This window comes from Methanobacterium sp. SMA-27, from assembly GCF_000744455.1.
Classification (GTDB): domain Archaea; phylum Methanobacteriota; class Methanobacteria; order Methanobacteriales; family Methanobacteriaceae; genus Methanobacterium_B.
Genome location: NZ_JQLY01000001.1, coordinates 1178373 through 1204615, shown reverse-complemented (window position 1 = coordinate 1204615; position 26243 = coordinate 1178373). Strand labels below are relative to the sequence as shown.

Below are 26243 nucleotides of genomic sequence, written 5' to 3'. Positions count from 1 at the left end.
TAGATTTTAATACATTTGATAAATATAAAGTAGATTACTGATTGAATTATGATTATCTAATTAATCCTATAACATTTAAATATAACTATAGTTATATATTAGATAGAAAGTTCTATTAGCTTCAAAATCCTATATTATATTGACATTAGACCATTTACTAAATAAATTAAATTGTTAAGAATTTCAAAATATAATTTAAAATGACAGATCTAACTTATATTATTTTAGAGGGAGATGATTAGTAATGTACAGCGAAAAGGTAATGGATCATTTTCAAAATCCAAGAAATGTTGGAGAAATAGAGGATGCTAGTGGTGTTGGAACAGAAGGTAATCCCACCTGTGGGGACCTGATGACCATATACATAAAGGTTGAAGACAACATTATAACAGATATTAAATTTAAAACCTTTGGTTGCGGTGCAGCCATAGCAACAAGCAGTATGATAACAGAAATGGCAGTTGGAAAAACAATTGAAGAAGCACTTAAAATTTCAAGAAATGATGTTGCTGATGAATTGGAAGGACTTCCACCTGTTAAGATGCACTGTTCAAATCTCGCAGCAGATGCACTCCGTGCTGCAATAGCTGATTATAAAATGAAAGAAGCCGAGAAATCAGCAGACTAGTAACATTTTTTATTAACATTTTATTTATAAGTAATACAACAATAAATATACATATCTCATCAACTAACATGCAAATACATGAACATATTAGAAGATCCATTAGTCCAACGATTCTTAAATAACCGAGAGTTAAGTAAAAGTTCGCAGGTTAAATATGAACGTGTACTCCGATATTATACTAATTTTATAAAATTGACTCCTAGTCAGTTTATCACAGAAGCCGAGGATGAGGAAGAGGAACGTATCCGTATGCGTTTACGTAAAATCTCAACTTATATGTTAGATTGGAAAATAGATCTAACACAAAAAGGATACAAACCCCAAACTATCCAAATGTATATGACTGGAATAAAAACTTTTTATTTAAATTTTGATATTGAAGTTCCAAGGCTTCGATTTAAAAGTGTTAATAAAAAAGAGGATATAAATGATATTCCAAGCAAGGAAAATATTAGAGAAGCTTTGAAATTTAGTAACCCCAAGTACACTGCATTGATATTGTTGTTATCTTCATCAGGATTGGGTTCAAGTGAAATACTTGGACTTAAAATAAAGGACTTATTAAACTCCTTAAAGGATTATATTAAAAGTCCTATTAGTGATATCTTTGATTAGACTTACTAATCAAAATACAAGATAAAATCAAAAATAATAATGAATTAATTATCCCTACCTGGAAAAATCTTATCCGGAAAAAAACAGGTGTTATATTTACAACATTCAGTACACCTGAAAGCCTATCTGCAATTATTAATTATCTAAAATTATACCCTCCAAAACTAATTACAGATCCATTATTCAGAAGTGAACATCATAAAGATCAACCTATAAGTCAAAGGGCATTCCATGACTATTTCAACCGATTAAATAGAAAATGTGGATTTGGATCTCCAAATGGCCAGGCATTATTTAGAAGCCATGCTGTTGGACGTAAATATTTTGCAACAACATTATATCGAAATAGTTTACCTCAACTAACTATAGAATGGTTTTTAGGGCACCGGATAGACAGTACAACAAGTGCATACTACAAACAAGATGTTTCCAAACTCAAAGAAGAATATATCACAGTAATACAAGATTTAAGTATTTATGATGTTGAAGTTCATAACTTGAAAAGTCCAGAATATGTTGAACTTGAAAAGTTACGTTCTGATATGAGTTCTGTTAAACAATTCATGAAAGATAAAGGATGGATGGAAGAATATAAGTCCAAAAAATAAAGATTACTATTTTTTTTATTTCTCAAATGCTCTTTAGTTAATGATATGGTATATAAGAATAGATTTATTTTGTAAACTTGCAATTTTTGTATGTATCATACAAAACATTTAATACTTTAAAAGGAAACCTACCTATATAACAGTTCGATGTTATTAGGGCACGATTATTATTGTGCAAGTTTGTATTAAAATGGAAGGTAGGAGTTCAGTCGCGAAACATTCCTCCTACCAACCGACAACAAAACCGCTAGGAGTTGCTGCATTTGAGAAGTATCAACACTATTATACATAAATCTATTGATCAAGAATATACTGGAAATAACCTTAAAGAACTAGAATTTGAATTTCAAGATAAAAAACGTGAATTTTTACTTATCATCGCCGGGATACTTCCAAGGATTATCATCTATTATTGAGGATTCTTTAGTATATCAAGATTCTTCAGCGGCGCAGTATGCAAAATACTCCCAATGGATTACATTACATAGATGTGCCTCAATAAACGCAGATATTGTGTTTAATTGTTCATTTACTTCTAACGCTTATGATTCTGCTTTCCAGAATTTATCAAGTAGTGGAGTAACAATTAGTTGCGGGGATATACAATTTATTAATTGTAAAATCAAAAATGGTGTTAGGGTGGGTTCTGCTTCATTTGGTATTCGATATTATAATTGTATATTTGAAGATACTCCGTTAGTTATGGGTGGAACCATACCAAATTTAACTCCGGGTGTAAATAATGAATCATTTGATCATGATGGAATAATAGGAAATTACGCATCAGCTCAACAAGCAGGTTCAATAATTACAGAAAATGGGAAATTGAAATTTAGTTTAACACAAAATTCCCCAGTATATCGTGATTATATTATAAATGCACCTGCTAATCGTACAATTAAATTCTTAATAGGTTTAACTAAGGATATATCGGGAATTTTAAGTAAATTACAGATTATAGACCCGGCAAATGATCCACTTAAAGACAATTCAATATCACAAAACAATTCAATATCACCATTACAAGAAGCTACAGCCGCAAACAATACAAATCCACAACAGTTAGGTATAGCATACAAAAGCACAGTAGCAAAACAGTTAATTCTAAGAGTATTATGTCAAAATAGCACAGATAATGTCTTAATTGATACATCAAAGATAGACCAATCAATGCAAAAGCCAAAATTAAAATAATTTAAATTTCTTTTTTGAGGGGGATAACATTCAACATAGATCTATGTAAAGTATATTCTTTTTATTTTAGGATTTTTTTAAGAACTCATTTAAAATTTCAGCAATGAACACTTCAGGCAATATGGTTTTAGAATCTCTTGTAAGGTTCAATAGACGTTTCAGAGAAGTAATTAATTAAACCTTTTTTTATTATAAGGAGTAGGGAGGTATTTTCCACATATTTTGGGAAACCATAGTTATGGGACTGTGGTAAAAAATTAGAGAAGAAAACACCATCCCATACTCCTATTTATTAAGTAGAGTGAATGTTATATTTGATAATTTGGTTTATTAAATAATTAGGAGGCGGGCAGGGATAAATTTTAGAAAAACTAAAAAATAAGTGTTGAAAGGCGCTTATTCCCTGCCCATATTATTATTATGGGTACTGTTCTATTTGATAATTTGGTTTATTTTATTTACAAATTTTTTATAATTAGAAGGCGGGCAGGGAGGGGATTTTATCAAATTTCATGGACACAAAAATATTAAGAGATAGAGTTTTTTTGAGCAAAAAACTGAGGTAGACAACCCCTGCCCTATTTATTATATTGGGTGAATGTTGTATTTGATAATTTGGTTTATTATTTTTAATTAAATAAGGGGTAGGGGGATGTAATTCTTATTTTTGAACAATTACTTTGGGGGATGCAATATGTTAAAAAAAATGAAGTGTACATTCCCCCACAACTATTTATTATATTTATTTGATGTTCATATGAACCCCTATCAATTCTCTTTTTAGTAGGTGTTTTTATTTAGAAGTTATACGGCTGATTTATTTATTAATTTCCTAATAATGGGAGGTTTTAATATTACGTGAAGATTCGCTTTTTAAATATGGGTTTTATTGTATTTTAGTGCTTATATTTAGGGCTTATTTTTTTTTATTTAAATTTTTGTCTTAGTTTATACAAGGAGGAAAAAACATGTCAATAACAGATAAAACAGTCTTAAAAATGGGAAGTATAGAAACCGAGAACATAAAAACATTACAAAAGAAATTAGGAATAAAAACAGATGGATTTTACGGTCCAGTAACACGAGACACAGTAAAAGCAAAACAAAAAGCCTTAGGATTATATGTTGATGGAATTGCAGGACCAGTCACATTAAGAGCATTAGGTCTTTTAAAAGCACCAACAATCACTGCAGGACCATTACAAAAGAAACATATGGCTATTGTTGGGGTATTTACCACATTTACGGGCTTCTATAATAAAATCTATAACTATTATAGATATGGTTATTATTTCAATGGTCAGTTAAGTCTACAACAGGAAATCGACCCTAAAACCCCTAAGAATTGTGTAGATTTAGCTCAATTACTCCATGCTCTGGCTCATGAGATGAAAGGTTATCTTGTTCGTTTCATTGGAATATTTTGTCCTGTTGATGAAATAAACCATGCCTATATTGAGATTAAAGGTGGGGAGTTTGGGGAGAATTGGACAGCTGCCGATGGTGCTGCCGCTGCAAAAAATAACTATAAATTAGGAACCCATTGGTGTAGTGGTGCTAAAACTGTGAATCCTGCATGGATACCATCAGAGGATTTATAAATAAAATATTCTTTTATTTCTTTTTTCGGGCAAGTATTAGAATTACAAAAAAATAAATAATTTAAATGTTTACATTTGCTGTTGTGATGCAGATCCTTCGTTGCAGTGGTATTGACTTGAAAAATTAAATTCTGAAGAAACTGAACAATCTTCTTGACATTTACAACCTTCTAAATCTTGTAAACATTTTTTTGCATCGCCTATTGAGCAGAATACTCCTAAATTACCACTGTCCATACATTTTGTATAGGATGGGCAGCTTGCGCAAATGCATTTTATCATAGTCATTTCATTTTTTGGTACTTCAACCATTTTAAAATCATCTCCTTTTACAACCAATAACATTATTATGCAACTTATTACAGTTATAATTTATGATTTATAAATGATGAGAATACTCTTATCACAAATATTAAATAAAAAAAATAGTAAAAAGTAAAAGAGTATTATTCTAATGCTTTAACTGCTAGTTCAATATCTGATGCTTTAACAGTTACTCTTCCTGCGTGTTTTGCAAGTAGAAGTGCTTGTTTGGAGATATCTTCTCCACATTGTTCTAAAACTTTTGCTAAAGCTTTTTTTGCATCCTCACTGATTCTTATATTTGCATCTGCATGTTTTATGATTCTTCCTATTGTAGCTATTGGTAGTTCACTCATATTTATCACCATATATAGTTAACAGCCTCATTTTATTTAAATACATTGAATTTTAATGGATTTTCATAACAATAAATACTTTTTACTAAGATTTTGTGAATATTATCACTGAAAACTAGTCATAACATGTAAGTATATTATTTTAATTCAATTAGTTCAGATAACTTTTTAAGCTTTTCTTCATCAATTTTTTCATTATTAACATTTATAAACTTAGGTAAATATTCCCTTTTACATCTACCAGCTGCATAAATTTGATAGTTAGTAGTAGAAATATCAACTACCCTATCTACTTCAGCAATACTTAATTTATTAAAATACGGCTCTAAATTACTCATTAGTCTCTCAGCTTCACGAAATCCTCTTACCATGAATAATTCATCAATTAAATTAGCTAAAATATTTATTTTAGGGAAATTATCTACAATTGGATTTACTAAATATTCTAAAGGAATATTATATTTACTTATCAACTTTCCTTGGCGATGACTCATAAAACCATAAGGTATTCTATTCTTCTTATCCAGACTTAAAGGAATAAATAGGATATTCCTAAAACAAGCTATACCCGCTTCCTGAGAACACCATTCAGAACCTCTAAAATTATCACTTAATATTGGTATAAAAATATCCGCATCATTCAATTCCTTAAAAATACGCTGTTTCCACTCTTCAGATACACCAATATCATCATGGGCCATGAAACATTCAATTCCAAAACTCTCAAGCATTTCTTTTATTATGGCCCCAATATGTTTTTCGACATTATTATAACTAATAAATACTTTAAGCATTTTTTTATTTAGTTTTATATTGTTATCAATGAAATCAATACCTTTTACAGAAATAATATAATATGTATGGGTCATAAAACCATCAGTATACATTTTAGGTTCTATGAATTCTTTTTCTATTAAATAATCTATATTATATTCATATGCTGTTAGAGTTAAACTTAATTTTTCTATAATAAAGTTTGATAAAGCTAGATCCATTTTATTATCTAAACGAAGTTTAAACAATAATTCTAGTATCTTTCTTTGAATGTCTTTATTATCCATCCAAACTCTCCTCAATTATCTTAATTTCCTCTGGTGTCAAACCATACAAGTCATAGACCATCTGATCGATCTCGCTGTCGGTTTCCATTATTTGTTGGAGCAAAGGATTAATGACACGAACACTTTTTTCAAACTCTTCCTTGAGTGTTTGATAGTTTTCCCTGGATTTAACATTGACTTTCTTCTTTTTAACCTCATTTAAGAAACTATCAATAGATAATTCATAATATTTCTCCAATTTCTGAGAAAGTTTTTCAATATTGAAAGTGTGTATAAACCAATCCTTAAAGGAATTTGTCTCTTTTTGAAGATTATTATTTAGTTTCAATATCCTATCAACATTTTGGATGAGTGGATTTTGTTCTTCAGGGGTTGCTTTATGAATTGGAAGTTTTTTAAGATTTATAATTTTAACTTCTGAAAAAACTCTACCATCATCAGGTACTAAATTACGATAAATGTAATCTATCAAAGAGGAATTAAGAATGCAAAGAATATATTTTGGGCTATAAAAAAAATTATCTTTAATAATAACATTATGCACACTATTCAAGTTCAAATATCCTCTTTCGTCTATTGAAGCGAATATTTTGTCCCCTGTTCTTCTGATATTAATTTTAGTTTTTGAAAAATCTAGTGTAGGACGTGGTTCAGCAATCCAAGGCCATATTTTAACCAGTGGTTATTTGGATAATAAATATTGTACCTAGTTACATCCCCTCCGACAATATAAGGTTGATAGTTGTTATCTATCTGTTCATTTGAAGAATAAATTTTATTTTTTACATTTTCACGGGTTTGAGGTGGTGAACCTTTGTTAGTCTGATAAGGTTTTATTCCAGTAGTAAGATCTGTAAAAAGATCTAAACGCTCTGAATTTCTATAAAATTTTGTAAAAAGTTTAATTTGTTCTCCAAATAAAAATCCATCAACAAAATTTTCAAACCACACATTTTGCTCAATTTTTGAAGGTTTTTTATTTAAAAATTCGTTTTCATTCCTCACAATTTTATTTAAAATTTGATGTTTATCTAAATGAATACTTTTTTTATAAACTATAATGCTACTCTCCGAAGTAACGTCTTCAAAAGCATGATATTTTAAATAAATTGCTTCAATGAAAGTATTTTTTGAAATTAAGAAATTTCGAATATTTTTAAAATAATGCATATATAACCATGTGGGGGGAGTTATAAGACCCAACATCCCTTCATCTTTCAATAGATAATATGTTTTTTCCAAGAATACAACATAACTATTGATTTGGTACTCAATTTCACGATAATTATTTTTTATATATTCTTTTGTTTTTTCATCAAAATCAGCACCCCATGGAGGATTACCTATCACAACATCAAAACCTCCTTCATTAAATATTTCAGGGAATTCTGTTTCCCAGTTGAATGGTTTGTCTGTGTATTCTGGGTCATTGATTAAGGAGTTTCCGCATTTTATGTTTTTTTCAAGGTTAGGAAGTATCAAGCCTTTTCTACAGACTTTTAAAAAAAGTGATAATTTGGTGATATCTACTGATTCTTCGTTTAGGTCTACTCCATAGATGTTATTTAATAATATTTCTCTTCGTTGTCCTATGTTGTCAAAGTATGGTATAAGTGTCTCTTTTTTGTCTTTGTAGCGTGCTTCGTCTATATTTTGATGTATTTCGAGTAATATATCTGCAGCTTTGTTTAGAAATGCACCGCTTCCACAAGCTGGATCTACAATTTTAATATCTTTAATTTTTTTATCCAATTCCTCAATGGCAGATCCCAAATATTCATTCAGTAACTCGGAAACTGTGTTTGCTTGGCCTGATTTGCTCAGATAAGGTATTATGGTATTTTTACAGATGTAGTCTGTAATGTATTCTGGAGTATAGAATATTCCTTCTTTCTTCCGTCGTCCTTTACTACTTTCTTTAAGTTCTTCTATGTCTCCAATACTGTTTTCGAAGATATGGCCGAGGATGTTTACGTCTAGTTCTGTTGAGAAGTCAAAAGTAGATATTGTAAGCATATTACGGTAGATTGGGTTTACTTTTTTACCGTATGGTCCCAGGTTAGTGTTTATGTCTTTTTCATATTCTTCGAATTTCCATTTCTGATAAACATCATTGAAGAACTTTTGATCTTCCACAATATCCCTGATCTTAAGGTGATCTAAGTCTTCTTTGAAGATGCCTCCATTGTATTGGGAGATCTTTTTATATTCATTTCCTTCGTTAACATCTAAGAATAATTCGTTTAATCGTTGCCAGATACTTCCATGTCTTAGGTTTCCTTTTATTATGGGTGTTAGTATGGTATCTGTGGAAACTTGAGCAGGAAGCAGGTCAATATCTTCTGCAAAGCAGATGAACATGTATCTGTTCATTATCATCTGTGCATAATGGATAGCTTCAAGTCTTGATAGATCATTGAATTCTTCAAACTCTTTAATTAACATTAATCGTGTTTCATTATATAATTTGTAAAATTCTTTTTCCAGTTCCCTTTCGATGACAACTGTTTTATCCATTAATTTATTAATATAACCCGTGTCGATGTAGCTCTTCTTGGAGAATGAAAGCATGAAATAAGAGAATAGTGTTTTATCTAATAATTCATCTGCTTTAAATGATATGTATTGGCCTTTCTTATGCCAATTATATAGTCTGAATTCATTATAGTTGGATACAAGTATCCCGTCAATATCTCCTGTATGTTGGGCATAATCAAAAGCCTGGTCAACAGGTGTTCGCTTATCATTAACCCGATTTTGTGGTTTGTCCAGGTCAGTTTTCTGATCTTTGAGTTCAACCACCATGAACTTCTTATCACCAGATTTTAATATAAACTCGCTTTTACCTTGTCCTTGTTCTTCTTTCTCATCAACTAGGACGTTATCATCAAGGTCATAACCTAAAATGCCTTTCAACCATACTTCATAAAAATAGATATAATTCTTAGTTTCAGCTTCAAACTGACTCTCTTCCAACTTCTTAATATGATTTAAAATGAGATCATGCTTTGAGGGTGTTAATTTAAAATCTTTTGAATATTTCCTCATCAATGTTTGATTAAAAAGATCATTCATCATCAGATCAATGTATTACAATCTAATTTAATTAAATGTTTTCAAATAAAATTATTTATTATCATAAATTCAACTATGCATTATGATTGAAACTCCAAAAGTTTAATTTTAGGAGAAGGTGCCAGCCAACCATATGGTTATCCTGTTGGCATTAATTTACGATTGTCAAAAGATTAAATTATCTTCTAATCGAAATAAATATTTGAGATATCTATGGGATTCAAATGAAAATAAAACGAAGCATGGAATATGATGGCAATATAGCTCCTGAAGTTTATAATTTATTACATCATTTACCTGATGAAGTTTTACATAATCATGATTATGGAAAGGGTCACCCTCTTGCAATTTACAATGAATCTTTAAATCGGATTGGAAAAGCATTTTCGAAAGTTTTAGATTTATATGAAAAACATAACAGTTATAATGAATTTTCAACCGAAAATCATCTTAAATTAGTGGAGGAACAAAAAGAACTACTTCATTCGTTACACGCTCATTTGATGACTGTAATCATATAATGAAAGTAACTTCAACTTATCCTGATATTAAAAATATTCCTCAAAAACAGATGAAAAAACTTGAAAGATCGACTTATAGATGGTTAGAACATTTTAAAAATCCCGGATTTAAGTATTTCTTGGATAATACAAAAGATTATCGTACATGTCTTGGAGAAATAGTTAATAAAATTAAACATGAACAAGCTCGATTGAGGGGAATATCGATTAAAATGGATCAACTACAATGTATAGGATATTATATTGAAGTAGTCGGTTTAAATAAAAAAAATATAACCAAATTACCTGATTCTAAAATTCATCCCTTTGGTACCGCATTTTCATTTGAAAGAGATTTAGCTTATCATTTTTATAATTTATATGAAATATCTCATCATTTAAAAAAATCTTTAGAAGAATCCTTCCAAAAGTTGTATAATATTCAGATAAATTATGAAAAAATTGATGTAAATTATCCTAATTTTGAGCATCTTGCTAAAAGAATTTCTGATTTAGATTTTAATTTTTTCCCCGATGAATACTTTAAACCTCATCCACTTATTGTTTATACCGATCAGAATGATTATAAAGAGTTAGCACTAAATCTTGATGATCCTTGGTATAAATTTTATAATCCCCAAGTAGTTGAAGTTTATTGGTTATATGAACCGGATGGGGTAACAGAATTCTGTGCTATGCCCTACTATGATTATCTATTAAAATATTTGCCAATAGAATCATTACCCAAAATATGGATGAGAGACTCCAAAATAAACAACTTGAAACTCACCCATCCCCATAACTTAATTTAGGAGGGAATTTTTTAATCAAACTTTAATTACATCTTTCCTAAAAATACGGCGGTTATTATCTGAGTTATTATAGGAATGCTCCAATTTGCATACATTTTTAACCATTCATTAGAATTTCTAATTTTAGATGGGCTGATTTCATCTTTATTTAATTCCATTTCTATTACTTTTATTTTCTCTTTAATCTCATTTGCTTTAACATCTGAAGGATTAATTTGTTCATATAGTCCATTAAAACTGTTTTTTATATTAATACTATCATTAATATCAATTTGTACATCATTTGAACTTACAACAACACCTTTACTATTATTAACATTAGTAATATTGAATACAGGCAATTGTGTATTAAACTCATGCGGATTTTCTATTAAATCTATCCCATAATGAGTGATATTACCTAAAAACCCTCCATTACCAGAAATTTCCAATAGTCTTATAAATCCTTTATTTTTTAAATAATTTGTATTAAAATTAAATTTATTCTGTTCAACACTACCTAATTCTTTTATTATTTTGTCACTATGGATTAAATTTCCAGGATTTTCTTGTTCATGATTATACATAATTTTCAAGATTTTTCTTTTCATTTCATTGTTATCCATTAGATCCCCAAGAATTAGTCATTTAAAACTAGAATTTATTATTTCCTATTTAGATTTTAAAAATAGTATTGTTAGGGAACCCCCCTGGAACCCTAAAGTTTATGAATCCACCCATAACAGTTACAAAATATATTATATTATCCTAACCATATTAATACTTTTTATTGCAATTGTTATTCTTTTCATTCTTTAAACATTCTCTACATATATCATCTGAACTTGGATTAGATACTCTCCTGTAAGTACTAAACTGTGGATATTTTGAGCAATTTGTACAGAAATGCCAACAATCATCACCAACCTTACGAACATATTCAACCATAAAATCATCCCCTAATTTAACAAAAATAATTATTAAGCGTAGGAGGGGGAGGATTAGTCCCCCATATACCTTAAAAAAAGGTATTTTATGGGATATGGTCAGCAATCCATATACATATCTCGGATAATGTAATGAATGCATTCCTCATCGCAAAGGTTTGAGAATTCATGTTCGTCGCCTCCCTGAAGTAAGCTTGAATTTGACTTGAGACGTTTCCCATTCGCTAACTTCAAACATGATGTAGCTAGAAGTTACTATTCCAAACTGGTAAATTTGGAATACGCCCCGTCCTACAGAGTTACAGTATGATTAAAACCACATTTAAACTTTATTAAAAACATTAATAATTCATTTTAAGAGATTTGAACATTTATCTGACCTTAAAAATTTAAAAAACATATACTAATAAGTTTATTATCTCAAATAATTTATTTAATACAATAAATTAATGTTTAAACTTATAATATTTATTAGAATTACAAATATTAAAATCCAAAAGTTTATATTAATACGAACTTAAGGTTATTAATGTAGTAAGTACTTGAGACGTACTCATTCGCAAATAATTAAGTTGTATAAATCCGCCTGGTAACGGATTTTTTAACTTTTTTTTACTAATAATCCTTAATAAATCTTTATTCTCTTATTTAATTTTGAAAATTCATATTGGAAGTGTTTGTTGTATTGGTATTTTCTTTTTTGCTACACTAACGTTCTTTTTAGAACTTTGAACAGTGTTATATAGAGATGCATCGAGGTAGCATTGTAATGATGCTTCTTTTGTTAATATAGAATCGATATTCATATCTAGCAGGTGTACTCTTTGTAGGATTTTGGGCCAATATCCTAATAATTTCCAGTCTTCACTTCTGTCCAGGTAAAGATCTATTTTATTAATATAGTTTATCTGTTCCATCATAGAAGTGTAAAAACGGTTAAATTCATTTCTTGTAAATACAATGACTTCCTCATGTTCCTGGAACATTTCAGGATGTGATAATTCTGCAATTCGTCCATTGGGTATTCCTTCGCTTATTCTCATATATCATCAACTCCCTATTTTCTTGGAATTGAATTTATGATATTTGAATTATAACCCTCTTGAGTTAGAGTGTGTGAGAACAATTCATAAATTAAATTAAAAATAGTCAAATGTGTAGTCAAAAATATGTTAAATAATAACATGCTGAAAGTTAATCTTGTTGTAAAATGAAACAGGCTGAAAAAGAACAAAGTAAAAGCAGTTAATAACTTTTTTTTACATTTATTTTTACAAAATTGATTATTTTAAAGTTTTTTTATTTTTATTTATTATAGTAATAATTCAATAATTAGCTAATTTAATGAAATGAAAAATAAAAAAATAAGAAAAAAATAAATGATTATCCATATCTTTTCTTTAACTTGACAATAACTGCAATTAAGTCTTCTCTATTCATGGAACCGAGTGCATCATCCAGTTCATCCCAGAGCAATCCTTTAAAGTTTTCTACAAATTCATCCAACTCTTTATCATTCATGGTTTGACACCTCTGTATATATAATATTATTACAGTAGAATTTATAATTTGTTAATATGTGGTTTTAAATCACACATATTATAGAATTATTTCCTAGACATCTGATCTTTAATAACTAAATAGATTATTTAGGATTAACAACAACATCTACAATTTCAATATCCCTAATACTATAATCTTTAATGACTTCCTGATATTCCTTTTGGACCTTTTCGTCATCTAGAAATGTTTCTAGGTCATTTTTTATATTTTTTAGAGCTTCTTTAAATGTTTGTCCCTCGCGGGATAAATGAAAAACTGGACATTCAGCAACATAAATTTCTCCTTTTTCCCGTACTGAAACAGGTAACTGTATTATCACTAGGACACCTCCATGTCAACCTACTTCATATTTTACAATAAAATTATTGTTCCAATCCTATAAATATCTTCTATTTGGTCATAAAAATCCAGTATTCATCATTAATATAGAAAGTATTAAGATGAATTAGTCTGAATTAAGGTGCAATTATGGCTTAAGTATAAATACTATGAAATAGAATGTTATTGTACAGAAACATAAAAATTTATAAAAAACCTCCTAAGAAAATCTTGGATAAAAAAATATGTTCTTGTAAGATCATGTCTGTCTACCGCCTCCGTAACAGACTTACATGATGATGTTCCTGGAGTTAAGAAAACTTCAGGGACACATTCTTTTTTATTTTTATACAAGCCCATTTATCTAGATTTCGGACAAAAATACCAATAACTATTTATGATTTAGAATTAAAAAAGAATAATTATAATAAAAAATATTAGATGTAATAAGGTGATTCAAAATGAGAAACGAAACTAAACACAACTATATAAGTTCAATGGATGTGAAGGATGGAAAAGGAAATATTTTAGGAGCAGTATGTGTTTCACCAGCCAAAGAACTTGGTAAAAGAGATATCATTCTGATGGATGAAAACTCAGGTTCATTCTCTGTCAGAAGTACAACTGAACTAATTAATATGCTTTCAAAAAAGAATGTACCATTTGAAGAACGGAAGCATGTTTTAGACTTTTTAGCTGAAAGATTGAGATATTTAGAACAGGAAGTAACATTAAATACATTAAAATCTCTTAACGATGCAAAGAAAAAGAAAAAATAAGTGATTAATTTTATTTTTCATTTTGCAAAGGAGTGAAAATATGGCTTTAGTAGGTGTTGTAATCGATGAAATGTTTGAAGATGTAGAGTATACAGAACCTACAAAAGCATTTAGAGGTGCTGGACATTCTCTTTTACATATTGGACTCAGATCAGGTCAACTTGTTAAAGGAAAAAGAAAAAGAACACTTGTAAAGATTGATGAAAATATTTCAGAAGTTGATATCAACAAATTAGATGCAATCCTAATTCCTGGTGGATGTTCTCCAGACCATCTACGTGGATATAAAAGTGCTGTAAAATTTATAAAAGATTTCTTCAATACAGGAAAACCAGTATTTGCAATTTGTCACGCACCCCAACTACTCATCACAGCCCAAGTTATTGAAGGGCGAAGGGTAACAGGATGGAAATCAATTGTACAAGACATTAAAAATGCAGGTGCAGAATATATTAATCAGGAAGTTGTTGAAGATGGCAACTTAATATCAAGTAGAGGACCTCCAGACATTCCTGCATTCACGAAGGCTTCTTTAAAACGGTTAGAAGAAATTTGAATGAAAACAATACTAATTTTAATTTGGAGTATTCAAAATGTTCCAATAATTCATTGATTTATTGGTAGTTGTAATATAAATTTAAGGCTTTTTTAGTATTTAAATACAAAAGTAGACATGTTAATGTTGATATAATTAAAATAATAAGTATACATATGGGGAAAGTATATGAAAGATGAACTGGGTTCCAGTGATGTTAAAAGAAATTTGGAAGATTCTAAACAAAATCCAAATAGGAAACAAGTTTATCTACCTTATGATATTGAATTACTATCTATTTTAAAAAATGCAGTTATAATAACAGATAAAAATTTTATTATAAACTATTGGAATCCTGCAGCCGAGGAAATCTACGGATGGAATGCTAATGAGGTACTGGGAAAAGATGTAAAAAAGGAGCTTCAAACCAAGTATATAGAAAATGGAAGTATAGAAAAAATGCAGGAACTTCTTAATGAAGGATCCTATGAAGATAATGTTGTACAATTAACAAAGAGGAATTTTCCACATTTATTAGCTCAAAGGTTGTAACAATCAAAGATGATCATGGAAATATTAATGGACATATCTCAATTAACAGAGATATGACAGATCAGAAAAGTATAGAAAAAAAATTGGAAAGAAGTTTCAATATACTAAATTCAATTGTTGAAAATATAACAGATGCAATATACCTTAAAAACTTAGATGGCAATTATCTAATGGCCAATTCATCTGCTTCAAAGATATTTGGAAAACCTATGTCAGAGATAATAGGCAGCACGTATGTATGAATTAATAAATGATTTACTAACTTATTCACGTTTAAATAATAGAGTCATAGAATTTTCTGATGTTGATATGAATCACATATTAGGTATGGTCAAGCATAATTTAGAAATTTTAATAAGGGAAAATGATGCAGTTATAACTAGTGATAAACTTCCAGTTGTTAAAGCTGATGAGGTACAAATGGTTCAGTTACTACAGAACCTTATTACTAATTTAATTAAATTTAGAGGCAAAAAAACCCCTCATATACATATTACAGCCGAAAAATTGGATTCTAAATGGTTATTTTCATTTGAGGACAATGGTATAGGAATAAAGCCCGAATACAGAGAAAGGATCTTTAAAATATTTCAACGTCTCCATGGACCGGGAAAATATGATGGAACTGGAATAGGGCTTTCAATTTCAAAACGAATTGTTGAAAAGACATGGTGGAACAATCTGTTTAGATTCCAAAGAGGATGAAGGTAGTAAATTCAATTTTACAATAAGGAGTTGATATTAAATGAATCCTACTATGAGCAATCCAATTGAAATATTACTTGTTGAGGACAATCCCGGTGATGTTCGTTTGATTAAAGAAGTATTTAAAGACGCCAAAATATTCAATTCAATGCAGGTTGCATACGATGGAGAAGTAGCAATGGATATCCTTCGTAAACTGGGTCAATACAAAGATGCAGCAAATCCAGATCTTATATTATTGGATTTAAACCTTCCAAAAAAGGATGGAAGAGAGGTTTTAAGGGAAATTAAAAATGATGAAAGACTTAAATGCATTCCTGTTGTAATACTCACCACATCCAATGCAGAAGAAGATCTCATTGAAACGTACAAAAGGAATGCCAATTGTTACATCACCAAACCAGTGGACCTTGATCAATTCATCAACGTTGTGAAGTCCATAGAAAATTTCTGGTTAAGCATTGTAAAACTTCCAACTAGGTGAAATCATGACTGACAAGAAGATACATATTTTATTAATAGAGGATAATCCTGGAGATGCATTGATAATCAATGAAATGCTTAAAGAAGTTTATGCCGATAATTTTGTACTAGATCATTTCAAACGGATTAAAGATGGATTGGAACATGTAAATGAAGATTTTGATATCATGCTTTTAGATTTAAACCTTCCAGATAGCCAGGGTATTGGTACTTTTAACACAATGAACATGCACGCACCTGAAGTACCCATAATAATTCTAACTGGACTATTGGACGAAGATCTAGCCATAAACATAGTGTCAGAAGGTGCTCAAGATTACCTTGTTAAGGGACAAATAGATAAACAACTACTTTCACGGTCAATAAAATACTCTATCGAACGTAAACATATTGAAATTGATCTTAGAAAAAGTGAAGAGAAGTATAGATCAATGGTTGAAAAGTTAGAGTCTGGACTCTTTTTAATTGACTCCCAAAACAAAATAAATTATGTAAATAGTCAGATGGCAGATATGTTAGGTTACAAAATGGATGACCTAATGAACCAAAATGTATTTAATTTCATTAATAAAAGTTGTAGAAATGTATTTAAAAAACATTTGAAGGTTAATGATAAGCACATTGGTCAAACTTATGAAATACAATTTTTAAATAAAGAGGGTACACCTTTATGGGTTCTAGTATCAACAAGTCCTTTACATAAAGTTACTGGTGAATATATAGGGGCAATTTCAATAATGACAGATATAACTGCACGTAAAGGTATGGAAAAATCTATAATGGATGCAATGGTAGAAAAGGATAAAGATTTCTTCTTAATAATGGGGAATATGGTAGAGGCTGTGAAACCATTAATACAAACAGAATATGTTGAAGATTTCCAGGACAAATTCACATAACTGTGGTCTGTTTAATCCCAATGATAATCAATGAAAAATATTTTTAACCAAGGATATAATCATTGAACAACATCATTTAATACATAAAAACATTATTTATTTTTATTTTTCTTTGAAATCTCGAGTTATTTAAAAGATTCATATTAGATCATGCCATTTATTACACGTATCAGCAAGTTTATTTTTATGATAATAATGGAATATAAAATCAGGATATTTATTATTCAATTATTAATAAAAGATAAATAGAAAAGAAGATTATAAAATTTGGGGGTTTAAATTTATGAGAATAGCTGATGGTGTAGAAATGCTGGAAATATCAATGCGGATGGGTAATGAAGAAAGAATTTTTTATCCAACACTCCTGTGGGACGATAATAATGTGATACTGGTCGACACTGGTTTTCCGGGCGCATTCAAATATATTAAAGATGCAATTATCAAAGCAGATATAGATTACAAAAGACTTGATAAAATTATCATAACACACCAGGATATTGACCATATTGGAGGTTTGCCAGAAATTTTAAATGATTCTGACCATAAAATACTTGTTCTATCACATGAAGATGACAAGTCCTATATTCAAGGTGATGAAAAATTAGATAAAATAACACCAGAACGCAGGGCTCAACTTGAAGAAAAGTATAAATCCATACCTGAAGAGGGACGTAAAGCAATGAAGAATTTATTTTTAAATCCTCCCAAAGCTAAAGTTGATGCAACTCTCCCGGATGGACTGGAACTACCATATTGTGGAGGGATTAAAATAATCCATACACCCGGACATACACCAGGCCATATATGTTTGTATCTGAATCAGAATAAGATATTGGTTGCAGGTGATCAGTTAAATATTGATAACGGTGAATTGTTGGGACCTAACCCTCTGCATACTCCAGATATGAAACAAGCAACTGATTCACTTAAAAATTATTAAATTTCGATATTGAACAGATTATTACCTATCATGGTGGATTATTCAAATCTAATCCCAACGAAAAAATAGCTGAACTATCCAATAAACAGGCTTAAAAACTTATTTCTATATATCATTTTTTATAAAAGATTAAACAAAATAGAATAAGAGGATTTTATGATAGCAATAGAGACTAATGGTTTAACAAAAAAATTTGGTAAATTAACCGCTGTGGATAATGTAAACCTAAAGGTGAATCAAGGGGAAATATTTGGACTATTAGGTCCTAATGGTGCCGGGAAAAGCACATTCATCTCTATGCTTTGTACTATTTTAAATCCAACATCAGGTACTGCCACTGTAGAAGGATATGATATTGTGAAACAGGCTTCTGATGTTAGACGTTCTATTGGGATTGTTTTTCAGGATCCAAGTATAGATGATAAATTAACAGGTATGGAAAATATGGAATTGCATGCTGATCTATACAATGTGCCCAGGGATGTTATGCACTCGCGAATTGATGAAGTATTGAAGTTAGTTGAACTGGAGGATCGTGCATCAAATCTAGTTAATACTTATTCTGGTGGTATGAGGCGACGATTGGAAATAGCAAGAAGCCTAATACATTATCCAAAAGTACTTTTTTTGGATGAACCAACAGTGGGCTTGGATCCACAAAGTAGAGATCATATCTGGAATTATATCAGGGATCTTAAAAAGCGTGAAAACATCACTATCATATTAACAACCCATTACATGGAAGAAGCAGATAAACTCTGTGATAGGATAGCAATTATTGACCGGAGCAAAATTGTAGCCCTAGATACACCCCAAAAACTTAAAAGTAAAATTGAAGGTGAAACAATAATCATCGAGTCCAGTGATAACAAACTGTTATCTGAAAATGTTTCAGAAAGCAAACTCGCTACAAATATAATGGAAACTGAAAAAGAACTTATTTTAACTGTTGAAAATTCTCATACGGCCCTGGCACGTATAGTTGAATTAGCTGTTTCTGTTGGGATTTATATTTATAATATATCGATAAAAGAGCCTGATCTGGATGCTGCATTCATGTTCTTCACGGGTAAGGAAATTCGTGAGGGTGGAGGAGGCAAAGAATTAACTGGAATGGCTGCAAGGATGAGGGGGAGGATAAAATAAGTGAGTTAAGAGGTATCAATGCATTATGGCGCCGTGAACTCAAACGTTTTATCCGTGACAGGTCACGTTTAATTAGCTCTGTAATTACACCTGTACTTTGGCTTGTAATTTTTGGGGGAGGATTAGGAACTACACTTTCAACTGCAGGTTTTAATTACACTCAATTCTTGCTACCCGGTATAATTGCACAGACACTTCTTTTTACCTCAATATTTCTGGGTATATCTGTGATATGGGATAGGCAATTCGGGTTTATGAAGGAAATTCTAGTTGCTCCCATTGGAAGGATTTCAATCTTTGCAGGGAAGATGTTTGGAGTAGCAACAGCAGCTATTATCCAGGGAATTATAGTTATAGTGCTTGGAACAATTATTGGAGTACCCTTAACATTCATTGCAGTAGGACTAGCAATACCATTAATGATAATAATCACAATTGGTTTAACATGCATTGGTCTGATCATTGCAAGTCTTATGAACAGTTTGGAAAGCTTTGGTACTATAGTAACATTTGTTAACCTACCAATGTTCTTTTTAAGCGGTGCACTATTTCCATTAACAAATCTGCCAACATGGATAAAATGGGCATTCTATATAAATCCACTCACCTATGGTGTAGATGCATTGCGAACTGTAATGATAAGTGGATGGCACAGTTTCATACCATTGTACTATGATATATTGATTATTTGTATTTTTGATGTGGCTGTTGTTATTATTGGAACATATCTTTTCAGTAAACGTCAATAAATTTTTTCTTTATGTAATTAGGAAGTAATTGTAGTTAATTATAATTAAAAATATAATTTTATAAAAAAAAATCATGAAATGAAATTCCAACAATTTGAGAATTATGTTTTATAATTCATTTAAAAAAATTAAATAATTTAATTTGTATTTTATTTTTTTAAAAAAAATTATTTGATTTTTATTGAAGATTTAATTTTTCATTATTTTATGATTGACTGTCAAGTTAATAATTCTTAAATTTTTATTTGATTTTGTGTATTTTTTAATGAATTATATTCTACTTCGTCATAGCTTGATATAACGAAATAAAAAATATCTAATATTTGGGTTGAATCTTCCAATAATACGTATTTTCAACCAATACATCTTAATATACTCTATAAATATAATAAAAGAATCAATTAAGTATTTAATTAAAATTTTAAAGCCGAACATGTATTGAAGAGAATTTATTGGTGGATCTTCATAAAATAAGTATTACCCATGTAAAAATTATCATAATCCTCATGACAATTGGTTTGAAAATCTTAGAAAAATCTATTGTTTATTGTAAATATCATTCTCAAAACTAACTTTGTTTAAACATCAAGATTATAGTCTGCTACATATACCCTAACTGATTGAAATAGAGCTATAAATCAAAATTTTAATAATTATATCAAAGATCAATTGCCAAAATCATACCAAACAAATACAATTTATGATATTCCTCTTTAATATTATGATATTTTTGTAAAAAGGAAAAATTAAAAAATAGAATTCAACTTCTAACAGAATGAATAAAAAATAAGTATCAAAAATATTATGATAAGAATCTTAATTAAAATTTCCAATATGAAAAGGTAAATATATCAAAAAATAGAATTTAGTTTGAAATGATCAAATCTTATCCGGTGATAGTGGATAAAACTTTTTGAGGTGTATTTTTAAATGTTTAAATGGGATGCAGAGGAATATCAAAAAAGTTCGAGTGCACAACAGAAATGGGCTAGAGAACTTATAACTAAAATGGATCTTCAAGGATCTGAAGGAGTCCTTGATATAGGATGTGGAGATGGTAAAGTAACATCGGAAATAGCCACAAATCTTAAAGACGGATGTATAGTGGGAATTGACAGTTCAATTGATATGATTGAATTAGCAACAAGGACCTTTCCTTTAAAGGAACATCCAAATTTACACTTCAAACTGAAAGATTTTCAGGAAATAGATTACAACTCTGAATTTGACCTTATCTTTAGTAATGCAGCACTTCACTGGATCAAAGGCCATGGGGATATTTTAAAACGAATACAAAAGAGCCTTAAGCCTGATGGTAGGATATTAATCCAAATGGGTGGTAAGGGCAATGCACAGAAAATTTTATACCTTGCAGATGAAATAATTACGGAAGAGAAATGGAACAACTACTTCCAAGGGTTCACCTTTCCATATGGATTTTACGGACCAAAAAAATATATTAAATGGCTTAATGAAGCAAATTTTAAACCTGTGAGGGTCGAACTAATTTCGAAGGTTATGGTTCAGAAGGGTGTTGAAGGATTAAAATCATGGATACGAACAGTATGGCTTCCTTATACACAAAGAATCCCTGAAAATCTTCAAGAAGATTTTATCGATGAATTAGCAACCAGATACATTGAACAAAATCCATTAGATAATGAAGGAATGGTCAAAGTGAACATGGTGAGGTTGGAAGTAGAAGCATTCAAAGGTTAATCTTCGATATTTTTTACTTAAGATCATAATTGATAAAGAACTATTGTTAAGGAATATGGAAATCTACAATAGAGTTACAAAATACTGTAATCCACATTAATAGTCAATTATTTAAAATAATTTATACATAGATTTTAATATATTTGGGAATTGAAAAAAAGAAAATATATTTTGAATATTAATCTGTGAAATCTGATGTTTCCGATGTTTTGAAAATGTCTTCAAACACCCAATCCATACTCAAGTATCTTTCTCCTGTGTCTGGTAAAACAACAACTATAAGCTTACCTGCATTTTCTTCTTTTTTAGCCAATTGTAATGCAGCATATGTGGCGGCACCAGAGGATATACCTGCAAGTATACCTTCTTCCCTTGCGAGTGCTAGAAGTGTTTTTGCAGAATCTTCATCTGAAACTGTTACAATCTCATCGATAAGTTCTATTTGAAGTACATCTGGTACAAAACCAGGTCCAATACCCTGTATTTTGTGGGGTCCAGATTTACCTTGTGAAAGTACAGGTGATGTTACAGGTTCAACTGCAACTAATTTAACTTCTGGTTTGAGTTCTTTAAGTGCCTGGCCCACACCTGTTATTGTTCCACCTGTTCCTGTTCCAGATACTAATATGTCTATTTTTCCATTTGTGTCTCTCCAGATTTCGGGAGCTGTTGTTTCTCTATGAATCTTAGGATTAGCTAAATTTTTAAACTGCTGTGGCAATACAGCACCGGATATTTCTTTAGCTAATTCTTCAGCCTTGGCAACTGCACCCGCCATTCCATTTGCTCCAGGAGTTAAAACAATTTCTGCCCCTAGTAAAGTTAGAAGTTTCCTTCTCTCGATTGACATGGTATCTGGCATAGTTAAAATGAGTTTATATCCCCTTTGTGCTGCTACAAATGCAAGTGCTATACCTGTATTTCCACTTGTTGGTTCGATTAATATGGTGTTCTTGTTAATTATGCCGGCTTCTTCACCTGCTTCGATCAATGCAACACCAATTCTGTCTTTAACGCTTGATAAAGGATTAAAGGATTCAAGTTTAACTACTACATCTGCGTTTAATCCTTCTGTTAATTTATTTAACCTTACTATAGGTGTGTTTCCTATAGTTTCGGTCACATTATTTGCTATTCCCCTTGTTAATTCCGGTATTTTTACCATTTTTTCACCTGTTTTTAAATTTTACATAACGAGTGTTGATCGATGAGTGACTGAAACGATTAATAACGATCGTTATATAACTTTTATTAGAAAAGGTTTAATATAAATACTTAACGATCGTTAATTTATATAAATTATAAATTGAATATTTTATCAATTTAAATTTTAGAATCCAATTAATTTGAAATCTTAATCAGTTAATATTCGGTACTTTATAATTTAGTTTATTTTAATTTTATAATGGGTTCTCACTTTTTAACTTTTTTTTTTTCATTCACAAATTTAGAACCTAATTTTTCCAATGCCTCATCAATATACGTTGGCATCATGTAAGGTTGTATACCATTTGATATCAATGATTGTGATGCTCCAGGACCAATTTGACTTACTAACACAATATCAACGTCTTTGATAAGTTCAATTGTAGATTCCATAGATCCAGATGAATGATTTCCTCCACTACAAGATGGAACATTCTCCCTGAGTTCTACGAATTCAAAATTTCCGTTATCATCTATATCAAATATAAGAAATTGTTTTGCGTGTCCAAAATGTTGATTAATAATTTTCCCATCGTTACTTGCAACCTTAAACAACATATTAAATCTTCTCCAATAATTTATCAAATCCATTTTTTATAAAAAAAATGATTTTTACATTTGAGTATTAAACTCATTAACTGCATCTTCTATTTGTTTTAAAGCTTCTTCAAGGATGGATACTGGACATGCAATGTTCATTCTCATAAATCCACTTCCTGACTCTCCAAATATAAATCCATCCTCCAATCCCACCCTAGCCTCTTCTCTCATAAAAGTTCTAAGGGTGATGTTGTCCATACCAAGACCTCTGCAATCAAGCCATACAAGGTATGTACCCTCCGTTTTTATGACTTTAATAATTGGAATGTTTTCTTTAATGTAATCCATTAAAAAGTTCAGATTATCCTGCAAATAATCAAGAACTTGCTCTAACCATTCATCTCCAAATCTGTATGCCGCTTCAAGTGCAGTATATCCAAAAAGATTGGGGTTGGGTACAATACCTGCACGAGTGTTAGTGAAGTTATCTCTGATTTTTTTATTTGGTATGATTATTGAAGAAACTTCAAGACCAGCCAGGTTGAATGTTTTACTAGGGGACATACAAACTATACAATTCTGTTCAAACTCTTTGGAAATTGTTGCAAATGGTATGTGTTTCTGTCCTTTAAAGAGTATTTCACAGTGAATCTCATCTGAGATAACTACTCCGCCATTTTTTATAACGATCTCTCCCATCCTGATTATTTCCTCCCTATCCCAGGATCTTCCAACAGGATTGTGTGGATTACAAAAAATAATTGTTTTAACACGTCCAGAATTAGACAAAGCTCTTGTTTTTGGTTTAAATATTTCTTCAAGACCATTATAGTCCATTACATATCTGCCGTTTATTAGTTTGAGTCCATTATTTACTGTTTGACAGCCGCTGTTGGTAACAGCTGGAAAAAATGGATGATATGTGGGTTCCTGTAAAATTACTCCATCACCAGGGTGGGTGATAGAACGAATTGCAACATGTAGTGCAGGAACAACACCCGGGGTAAACACTATCCATTCAGGATCAATCCTCCAGTTGAATTTACGTTGCATACGATCAACAACTGCATTTATCACGCTTGATCCAGCTTGAGTGTAACCATAAAAGGGATGTTCTACACGTTTTTTAAGTGCGTCTGTTACTGGTTTGGCAACTGGAAAATCCATGTCAGCAACCCATAAAGGGATGAGATCATCGTGTCCAAATATTGGCTCCATCATATCCCATTTCAGACAATCAGTGTCTTTCCTGTTGCACAGTTTTTTAAAATTGTATTTCATTTATATCATCATATTAAACTTAATATACTATATAAATAGAGCAAATGATTTAAAATAAATAAAAATTTGAAGTAAGATTAGGTAAGATATTCCTTACCATCCTCTTGTTTGTAATTTCATGTTTTCTGGTATGTCACTTATTTCAAGTCCTGGCATTGCCTTACCAAGATCTGTTGAAACCTTAGTAATGATATCTGCATCTTCAAAGTGGGTTGTAGCTTCTACAATTGCCTTTGCAACAAGTATTGGTTGTTCTGACTTGAATATTCCGGATCCAACAAAGACACCGTCTGATCCAAGTTGCATCATTAATGCTGCATCTGCAGGTGTTGCAATTCCTCCTGCTGCAAAGTTCACTACAGGTAATCTTCCGAGTTTGGCTGTTTCTTTTACAAGTTTGAGTGTGGATTCTGTTTCACGAGCAACTGTCCAAAGTTCTTCTTCGGTTTTATCTTTAAGTTCTCTTATGATACTTGATATCTGTCTGCTATGCCTTACTGCTTCAACAATATTTCCAGTTCCTGCTTCACCTTTGGTACGGATCATGGCTGCACCTTCATCAATTCTCCTTAAAGCTTCGCCCAAGTTACGTGCACCACATACAAATGGTATTGTGAATAATTTCTTGTTAATGTGATATTTTTCATCTGCAGGTGTAAGAACCTCACTTTCATCTATCATATCTACACCAAGTGTCTCGAGTACTTGTGCTTCAACAAAATGACCTATACGTGCCTTTGCCATTACAGGAATACTTACAGCATCAATTATTTCCTGAACCTTTGATGGATCAGCCATTCTTGCAACTCCACCTTCTGCACGTATATCAGCAGGCACCTTTTCAAGTGCCATTACTGAAACAGCTCCAGCTTCTTCGGCAATAACAGCCTGTTCAGCATTCACAACATCCATAATTACTCCGCCCTTAGTCATCTTGGCAAATCCCTTCTTTAAAACTTCTGTTCCATGTAACATTATATTTCCTCCAAATAATCAAGATAAATATCTTAAATTTTTTTTAAACACTAAAATACTACATCCAAATTACAAATGTAATTCATTGAGTATTGTTTTTTAATTTTAATTGAATCAACTATTCTATTATAGTTCTTTATGTTATATTTCTTCCATTTTGATACTGTTGTTTAT

At 30.6% G+C, this 26243-nt stretch carries 32 protein-coding genes and 1 pseudogene; 18 read left to right on the top strand and 15 right to left on the bottom strand.

From position 1 onward, the window contains the following. Positions 1-244: 244 nt before the first annotated feature. The 5 genes and pseudogenes from nifU to DL91_RS12875 all read left to right on the top strand — a co-directional run bounded on the left by nifU (position 245) and on the right by DL91_RS12875 (position 4646). The gene (gene nifU / locus DL91_RS06110) at positions 245-628 is read left to right on the top strand and encodes a Fe-S cluster assembly scaffold protein NifU (RefSeq protein WP_048190687.1); all 384 of its coding nucleotides are present in this window, start codon (positions 245-247) and stop codon (positions 626-628) included. A gap of 78 nt (positions 629-706) precedes the next feature. Continuing rightward, positions 707-1243 (top strand): hypothetical protein, encoded by a 537-nt coding sequence (locus DL91_RS06105; RefSeq protein WP_048190686.1) that lies wholly within the window; start codon positions 707-709, stop codon positions 1241-1243. 8 nt (positions 1244-1251) lie between these two features. Beyond that, positions 1252-1656 (top strand): annotated as a pseudogene (locus tag DL91_RS14535) (tyrosine-type recombinase/integrase); the annotation flags it as partial. 555 nt (positions 1657-2211) lie between these two features. Next, a complete protein-coding gene (locus DL91_RS06100) occupies positions 2212-3045 on the top strand; it encodes a hypothetical protein (RefSeq protein WP_156096032.1) in 834 nt (277 codons plus the stop codon). Positions 3046-4013: 968 nt separating this feature from the next. Beyond that, positions 4014-4646, top strand: coding sequence for a peptidoglycan-binding protein (locus tag DL91_RS12875; protein WP_052374252.1), 633 nt, complete (start codon positions 4014-4016; stop codon positions 4644-4646). A 69-nt stretch (positions 4647-4715) separates the two neighbouring features. Here DL91_RS12875 and DL91_RS06090 read toward each other — a convergent pair whose 3' ends face one another. The 5 genes from DL91_RS06090 to DL91_RS06070 form a co-directional block, all read right to left on the bottom strand. Further along, positions 4716-4958, bottom strand: a complete 243-nt coding sequence (locus tag DL91_RS06090) for a DUF2769 domain-containing protein (protein ID WP_048190684.1) — start codon at positions 4956-4958, stop codon at positions 4716-4718. A gap of 134 nt (positions 4959-5092) precedes the next feature. Beyond that, positions 5093-5305: a histone family protein gene (locus tag DL91_RS06085; RefSeq protein ID WP_048190683.1), complete on the bottom strand. Its 213-nt coding sequence runs from the start codon at positions 5303-5305 to the stop codon at positions 5093-5095. A 137-nt stretch (positions 5306-5442) separates the two neighbouring features. Continuing rightward, positions 5443-6366: a toll/interleukin-1 receptor domain-containing protein gene (locus DL91_RS06080; RefSeq protein WP_048190682.1), complete on the bottom strand. Its 924-nt coding sequence runs from the start codon at positions 6364-6366 to the stop codon at positions 5443-5445. Then, positions 6359-7024 carry a TaqI-like C-terminal specificity domain-containing protein gene (locus DL91_RS06075; RefSeq protein ID WP_255343962.1) on the bottom strand — a complete coding sequence of 222 codons (666 nt, stop codon included), beginning with the start codon at positions 7022-7024 and terminating at the stop codon, positions 6359-6361. The genes DL91_RS06080 and DL91_RS06075 overlap by 8 nt, the downstream gene beginning before the upstream one ends. After that, positions 7000-9444: an Eco57I restriction-modification methylase domain-containing protein gene (locus tag DL91_RS06070; RefSeq protein ID WP_081882621.1), complete on the bottom strand. Its 2445-nt coding sequence runs from the start codon at positions 9442-9444 to the stop codon at positions 7000-7002. The genes DL91_RS06075 and DL91_RS06070 overlap by 25 nt, the downstream gene beginning before the upstream one ends. 221 nt (positions 9445-9665) lie before the next feature. On the opposite strand from DL91_RS06070, the gene DL91_RS06065 reads away from it, so the two are divergent. Continuing rightward, complete coding sequence (locus tag DL91_RS06065; protein WP_048190679.1) at positions 9666-9962, top strand: hypothetical protein; 297 nt, start codon at positions 9666-9668, stop codon at positions 9960-9962. Beyond that, positions 9962-10753, top strand: a complete 792-nt coding sequence (locus DL91_RS06060) for a hypothetical protein (protein ID WP_048190678.1) — start codon at positions 9962-9964, stop codon at positions 10751-10753. The genes DL91_RS06065 and DL91_RS06060 overlap by 1 nt, the downstream gene beginning before the upstream one ends. 26 nt (positions 10754-10779) lie before the next feature. Here the strand turns inward: DL91_RS06060 and DL91_RS06055 are convergent, their stop codons facing one another. The 6 genes from DL91_RS06055 to DL91_RS06045 all read right to left on the bottom strand — a co-directional run bounded on the left by DL91_RS06055 (position 10780) and on the right by DL91_RS06045 (position 13561). After that, a complete protein-coding gene (locus tag DL91_RS06055) occupies positions 10780-11358 on the bottom strand; it encodes a hypothetical protein (RefSeq protein WP_048190677.1) in 579 nt (192 codons plus the stop codon). Between the two features lie 151 nt (positions 11359-11509). Further along, positions 11510-11680 carry a hypothetical protein gene (locus tag DL91_RS13580; RefSeq protein ID WP_156096031.1) on the bottom strand — a complete coding sequence of 57 codons (171 nt, stop codon included), beginning with the start codon at positions 11678-11680 and terminating at the stop codon, positions 11510-11512. An 85-nt stretch (positions 11681-11765) separates the two neighbouring features. After that, positions 11766-11900 (bottom strand): hypothetical protein, encoded by a 135-nt coding sequence (locus DL91_RS14375; protein WP_255343927.1) that lies wholly within the window; start codon positions 11898-11900, stop codon positions 11766-11768. 441 nt (positions 11901-12341) lie between these two features. After that, complete coding sequence (locus DL91_RS06050; RefSeq protein ID WP_048190676.1) at positions 12342-12722, bottom strand: hypothetical protein; 381 nt, start codon at positions 12720-12722, stop codon at positions 12342-12344. Between the two features lie 340 nt (positions 12723-13062). Continuing rightward, positions 13063-13200, bottom strand: coding sequence for a hypothetical protein (locus DL91_RS13875; protein WP_197050609.1), 138 nt, complete (start codon positions 13198-13200; stop codon positions 13063-13065). A 124-nt stretch (positions 13201-13324) separates the two neighbouring features. Beyond that, a complete protein-coding gene (locus tag DL91_RS06045; RefSeq protein WP_048190675.1) occupies positions 13325-13561 on the bottom strand; it encodes a hypothetical protein in 237 nt (78 codons plus the stop codon). Between the two features lie 460 nt (positions 13562-14021). On the opposite strand from DL91_RS06045, the gene DL91_RS06040 reads away from it, so the two are divergent. The 11 genes from DL91_RS06040 (at position 14022) to DL91_RS05990 (ending at position 22067) form a co-directional block, all read left to right on the top strand. Further along, on the top strand, positions 14022-14339 hold the full coding sequence (locus DL91_RS06040) for a hypothetical protein (RefSeq protein WP_048190674.1): 318 nt from the start codon (positions 14022-14024) through the stop codon (positions 14337-14339). A gap of 40 nt (positions 14340-14379) precedes the next feature. Continuing rightward, positions 14380-14895: a type 1 glutamine amidotransferase domain-containing protein gene (locus DL91_RS06035; protein WP_048190673.1), complete on the top strand. Its 516-nt coding sequence runs from the start codon at positions 14380-14382 to the stop codon at positions 14893-14895. A gap of 168 nt (positions 14896-15063) precedes the next feature. After that, complete coding sequence (locus tag DL91_RS06030) at positions 15064-15426, top strand: PAS domain-containing protein (RefSeq protein WP_048190672.1); 363 nt, start codon at positions 15064-15066, stop codon at positions 15424-15426. 53 nt (positions 15427-15479) lie between these two features. Next, entirely contained in the window at positions 15480-15668 is a 189-nt protein-coding gene (locus DL91_RS06025; RefSeq protein WP_048190671.1) for a PAS domain-containing protein, read from the top strand. Next, positions 15661-16131: an ATP-binding protein gene (locus tag DL91_RS06020; RefSeq protein WP_048190670.1), complete on the top strand. Its 471-nt coding sequence runs from the start codon at positions 15661-15663 to the stop codon at positions 16129-16131. Before DL91_RS06025 ends, DL91_RS06020 begins: the two co-directional genes overlap by 8 nt. A gap of 40 nt (positions 16132-16171) precedes the next feature. After that, complete coding sequence (locus tag DL91_RS06015; protein WP_048190669.1) at positions 16172-16615, top strand: response regulator; 444 nt, start codon at positions 16172-16174, stop codon at positions 16613-16615. Between the two features lie 4 nt (positions 16616-16619). Then, positions 16620-17513 (top strand): PAS domain S-box protein, encoded by an 894-nt coding sequence (locus tag DL91_RS06010; RefSeq protein WP_048190668.1) that lies wholly within the window; start codon positions 16620-16622, stop codon positions 17511-17513. A 283-nt stretch (positions 17514-17796) separates the two neighbouring features. After that, positions 17797-18453, top strand: coding sequence for an MBL fold metallo-hydrolase (locus DL91_RS06005; RefSeq protein WP_197050607.1), 657 nt, complete (start codon positions 17797-17799; stop codon positions 18451-18453). A gap of 156 nt (positions 18454-18609) precedes the next feature. Further along, positions 18610-19599: an ATP-binding cassette domain-containing protein gene (locus DL91_RS06000; protein WP_048190667.1), complete on the top strand. Its 990-nt coding sequence runs from the start codon at positions 18610-18612 to the stop codon at positions 19597-19599. Beyond that, positions 19557-20348 carry an ABC transporter permease gene (locus DL91_RS05995; protein WP_338038041.1) on the top strand — a complete coding sequence of 264 codons (792 nt, stop codon included), beginning with the start codon at positions 19557-19559 and terminating at the stop codon, positions 20346-20348. Before DL91_RS06000 ends, DL91_RS05995 begins: the two co-directional genes overlap by 43 nt. A 930-nt stretch (positions 20349-21278) precedes the next feature. Beyond that, on the top strand, positions 21279-22067 hold the full coding sequence (locus DL91_RS05990) for a trans-aconitate 2-methyltransferase (protein WP_048190665.1): 789 nt from the start codon (positions 21279-21281) through the stop codon (positions 22065-22067). Positions 22068-22245: 178 nt separating this feature from the next. On the opposite strand, the gene cysK is transcribed toward DL91_RS05990, so the two are convergent. From cysK to pdxS, 4 genes are all read right to left on the bottom strand, one after another. After that, on the bottom strand, positions 22246-23232 hold the full coding sequence (gene cysK, locus DL91_RS05985; RefSeq protein ID WP_048190664.1) for a cysteine synthase A: 987 nt from the start codon (positions 23230-23232) through the stop codon (positions 22246-22248). A 248-nt stretch (positions 23233-23480) separates the two neighbouring features. Then, positions 23481-23831: a NifB/NifX family molybdenum-iron cluster-binding protein gene (locus tag DL91_RS05980; protein WP_048190663.1), complete on the bottom strand. Its 351-nt coding sequence runs from the start codon at positions 23829-23831 to the stop codon at positions 23481-23483. A 54-nt stretch (positions 23832-23885) separates the two neighbouring features. Next, entirely contained in the window at positions 23886-25094 is a 1209-nt protein-coding gene (locus tag DL91_RS05975) for a MalY/PatB family protein (protein ID WP_048190662.1), read from the bottom strand. Positions 25095-25187: 93 nt separating this feature from the next. Then, positions 25188-26069, bottom strand: coding sequence for a pyridoxal 5'-phosphate synthase lyase subunit PdxS (gene pdxS, locus DL91_RS05970; protein WP_048190661.1), 882 nt, complete (start codon positions 26067-26069; stop codon positions 25188-25190). Between the last annotated feature and the right edge of the window lie 174 nt (positions 26070-26243).

Bases quoted from the DNA above. Each gene is read 5' to 3' on its own strand.
- nifU (WP_048190687.1), top strand. From the start codon at position 245: ATGTACAGCGAAAAGGTAATGGATCATTTTCAAAATCCAAGAAATGTT.
- DL91_RS06105 (WP_048190686.1), top strand. From the start codon at position 707: ATGAACATATTAGAAGATCCATTAGTCCAACGATTCTTAAATAACCGA.
- DL91_RS12875 (WP_052374252.1), top strand. From the start codon at position 4,014: ATGTCAATAACAGATAAAACAGTCTTAAAAATGGGAAGTATAGAAACC.
- DL91_RS06090 (WP_048190684.1), bottom strand. From the start codon at position 4,958: ATGGTTGAAGTACCAAAAAATGAAATGACTATGATAAAATGCATTTGC.
- DL91_RS06085 (WP_048190683.1), bottom strand. From the start codon at position 5,305: ATGAGTGAACTACCAATAGCTACAATAGGAAGAATCATAAAACATGCA.
- DL91_RS06080 (WP_048190682.1), bottom strand. From the start codon at position 6,366: ATGGATAATAAAGACATTCAAAGAAAGATACTAGAATTATTGTTTAAA.
- DL91_RS06070 (WP_081882621.1), bottom strand. From the start codon at position 9,444: ATGATGAATGATCTTTTTAATCAAACATTGATGAGGAAATATTCAAAA.
- DL91_RS06065 (WP_048190679.1), top strand. From the start codon at position 9,666: ATGAAAATAAAACGAAGCATGGAATATGATGGCAATATAGCTCCTGAA.
- DL91_RS06060 (WP_048190678.1), top strand. From the start codon at position 9,962: ATGAAAGTAACTTCAACTTATCCTGATATTAAAAATATTCCTCAAAAA.
- DL91_RS06055 (WP_048190677.1), bottom strand. From the start codon at position 11,358: ATGGATAACAATGAAATGAAAAGAAAAATCTTGAAAATTATGTATAAT.
- DL91_RS13580 (WP_156096031.1), bottom strand. From the start codon at position 11,680: ATGGTTGAATATGTTCGTAAGGTTGGTGATGATTGTTGGCATTTCTGT.
- DL91_RS14375 (WP_255343927.1), bottom strand. From the start codon at position 11,900: ATGGGAAACGTCTCAAGTCAAATTCAAGCTTACTTCAGGGAGGCGACG.
- DL91_RS06050 (WP_048190676.1), bottom strand. From the start codon at position 12,722: ATGAGAATAAGCGAAGGAATACCCAATGGACGAATTGCAGAATTATCA.
- DL91_RS13875 (WP_197050609.1), bottom strand. From the start codon at position 13,200: ATGAATGATAAAGAGTTGGATGAATTTGTAGAAAACTTTAAAGGATTG.
- DL91_RS06040 (WP_048190674.1), top strand. From the start codon at position 14,022: ATGAGAAACGAAACTAAACACAACTATATAAGTTCAATGGATGTGAAG.
- DL91_RS06035 (WP_048190673.1), top strand. From the start codon at position 14,380: ATGGCTTTAGTAGGTGTTGTAATCGATGAAATGTTTGAAGATGTAGAG.
- DL91_RS06030 (WP_048190672.1), top strand. From the start codon at position 15,064: ATGAAAGATGAACTGGGTTCCAGTGATGTTAAAAGAAATTTGGAAGAT.
- DL91_RS06025 (WP_048190671.1), top strand. From the start codon at position 15,480: ATGACAGATCAGAAAAGTATAGAAAAAAAATTGGAAAGAAGTTTCAAT.
- DL91_RS06020 (WP_048190670.1), top strand. From the start codon at position 15,661: ATGTATGAATTAATAAATGATTTACTAACTTATTCACGTTTAAATAAT.
- DL91_RS06015 (WP_048190669.1), top strand. From the start codon at position 16,172: ATGAATCCTACTATGAGCAATCCAATTGAAATATTACTTGTTGAGGAC.
- DL91_RS06010 (WP_048190668.1), top strand. From the start codon at position 16,620: ATGACTGACAAGAAGATACATATTTTATTAATAGAGGATAATCCTGGA.
- DL91_RS06005 (WP_197050607.1), top strand. From the start codon at position 17,797: ATGAGAATAGCTGATGGTGTAGAAATGCTGGAAATATCAATGCGGATG.
- DL91_RS06000 (WP_048190667.1), top strand. From the start codon at position 18,610: ATGATAGCAATAGAGACTAATGGTTTAACAAAAAAATTTGGTAAATTA.
- DL91_RS05990 (WP_048190665.1), top strand. From the start codon at position 21,279: ATGTTTAAATGGGATGCAGAGGAATATCAAAAAAGTTCGAGTGCACAA.
- cysK (WP_048190664.1), bottom strand. From the start codon at position 23,232: ATGGTAAAAATACCGGAATTAACAAGGGGAATAGCAAATAATGTGACC.
- DL91_RS05980 (WP_048190663.1), bottom strand. From the start codon at position 23,831: ATGTTGTTTAAGGTTGCAAGTAACGATGGGAAAATTATTAATCAACAT.
- DL91_RS05975 (WP_048190662.1), bottom strand. From the start codon at position 25,094: ATGAAATACAATTTTAAAAAACTGTGCAACAGGAAAGACACTGATTGT.
- pdxS (WP_048190661.1), bottom strand. From the start codon at position 26,069: ATGTTACATGGAACAGAAGTTTTAAAGAAGGGATTTGCCAAGATGACT.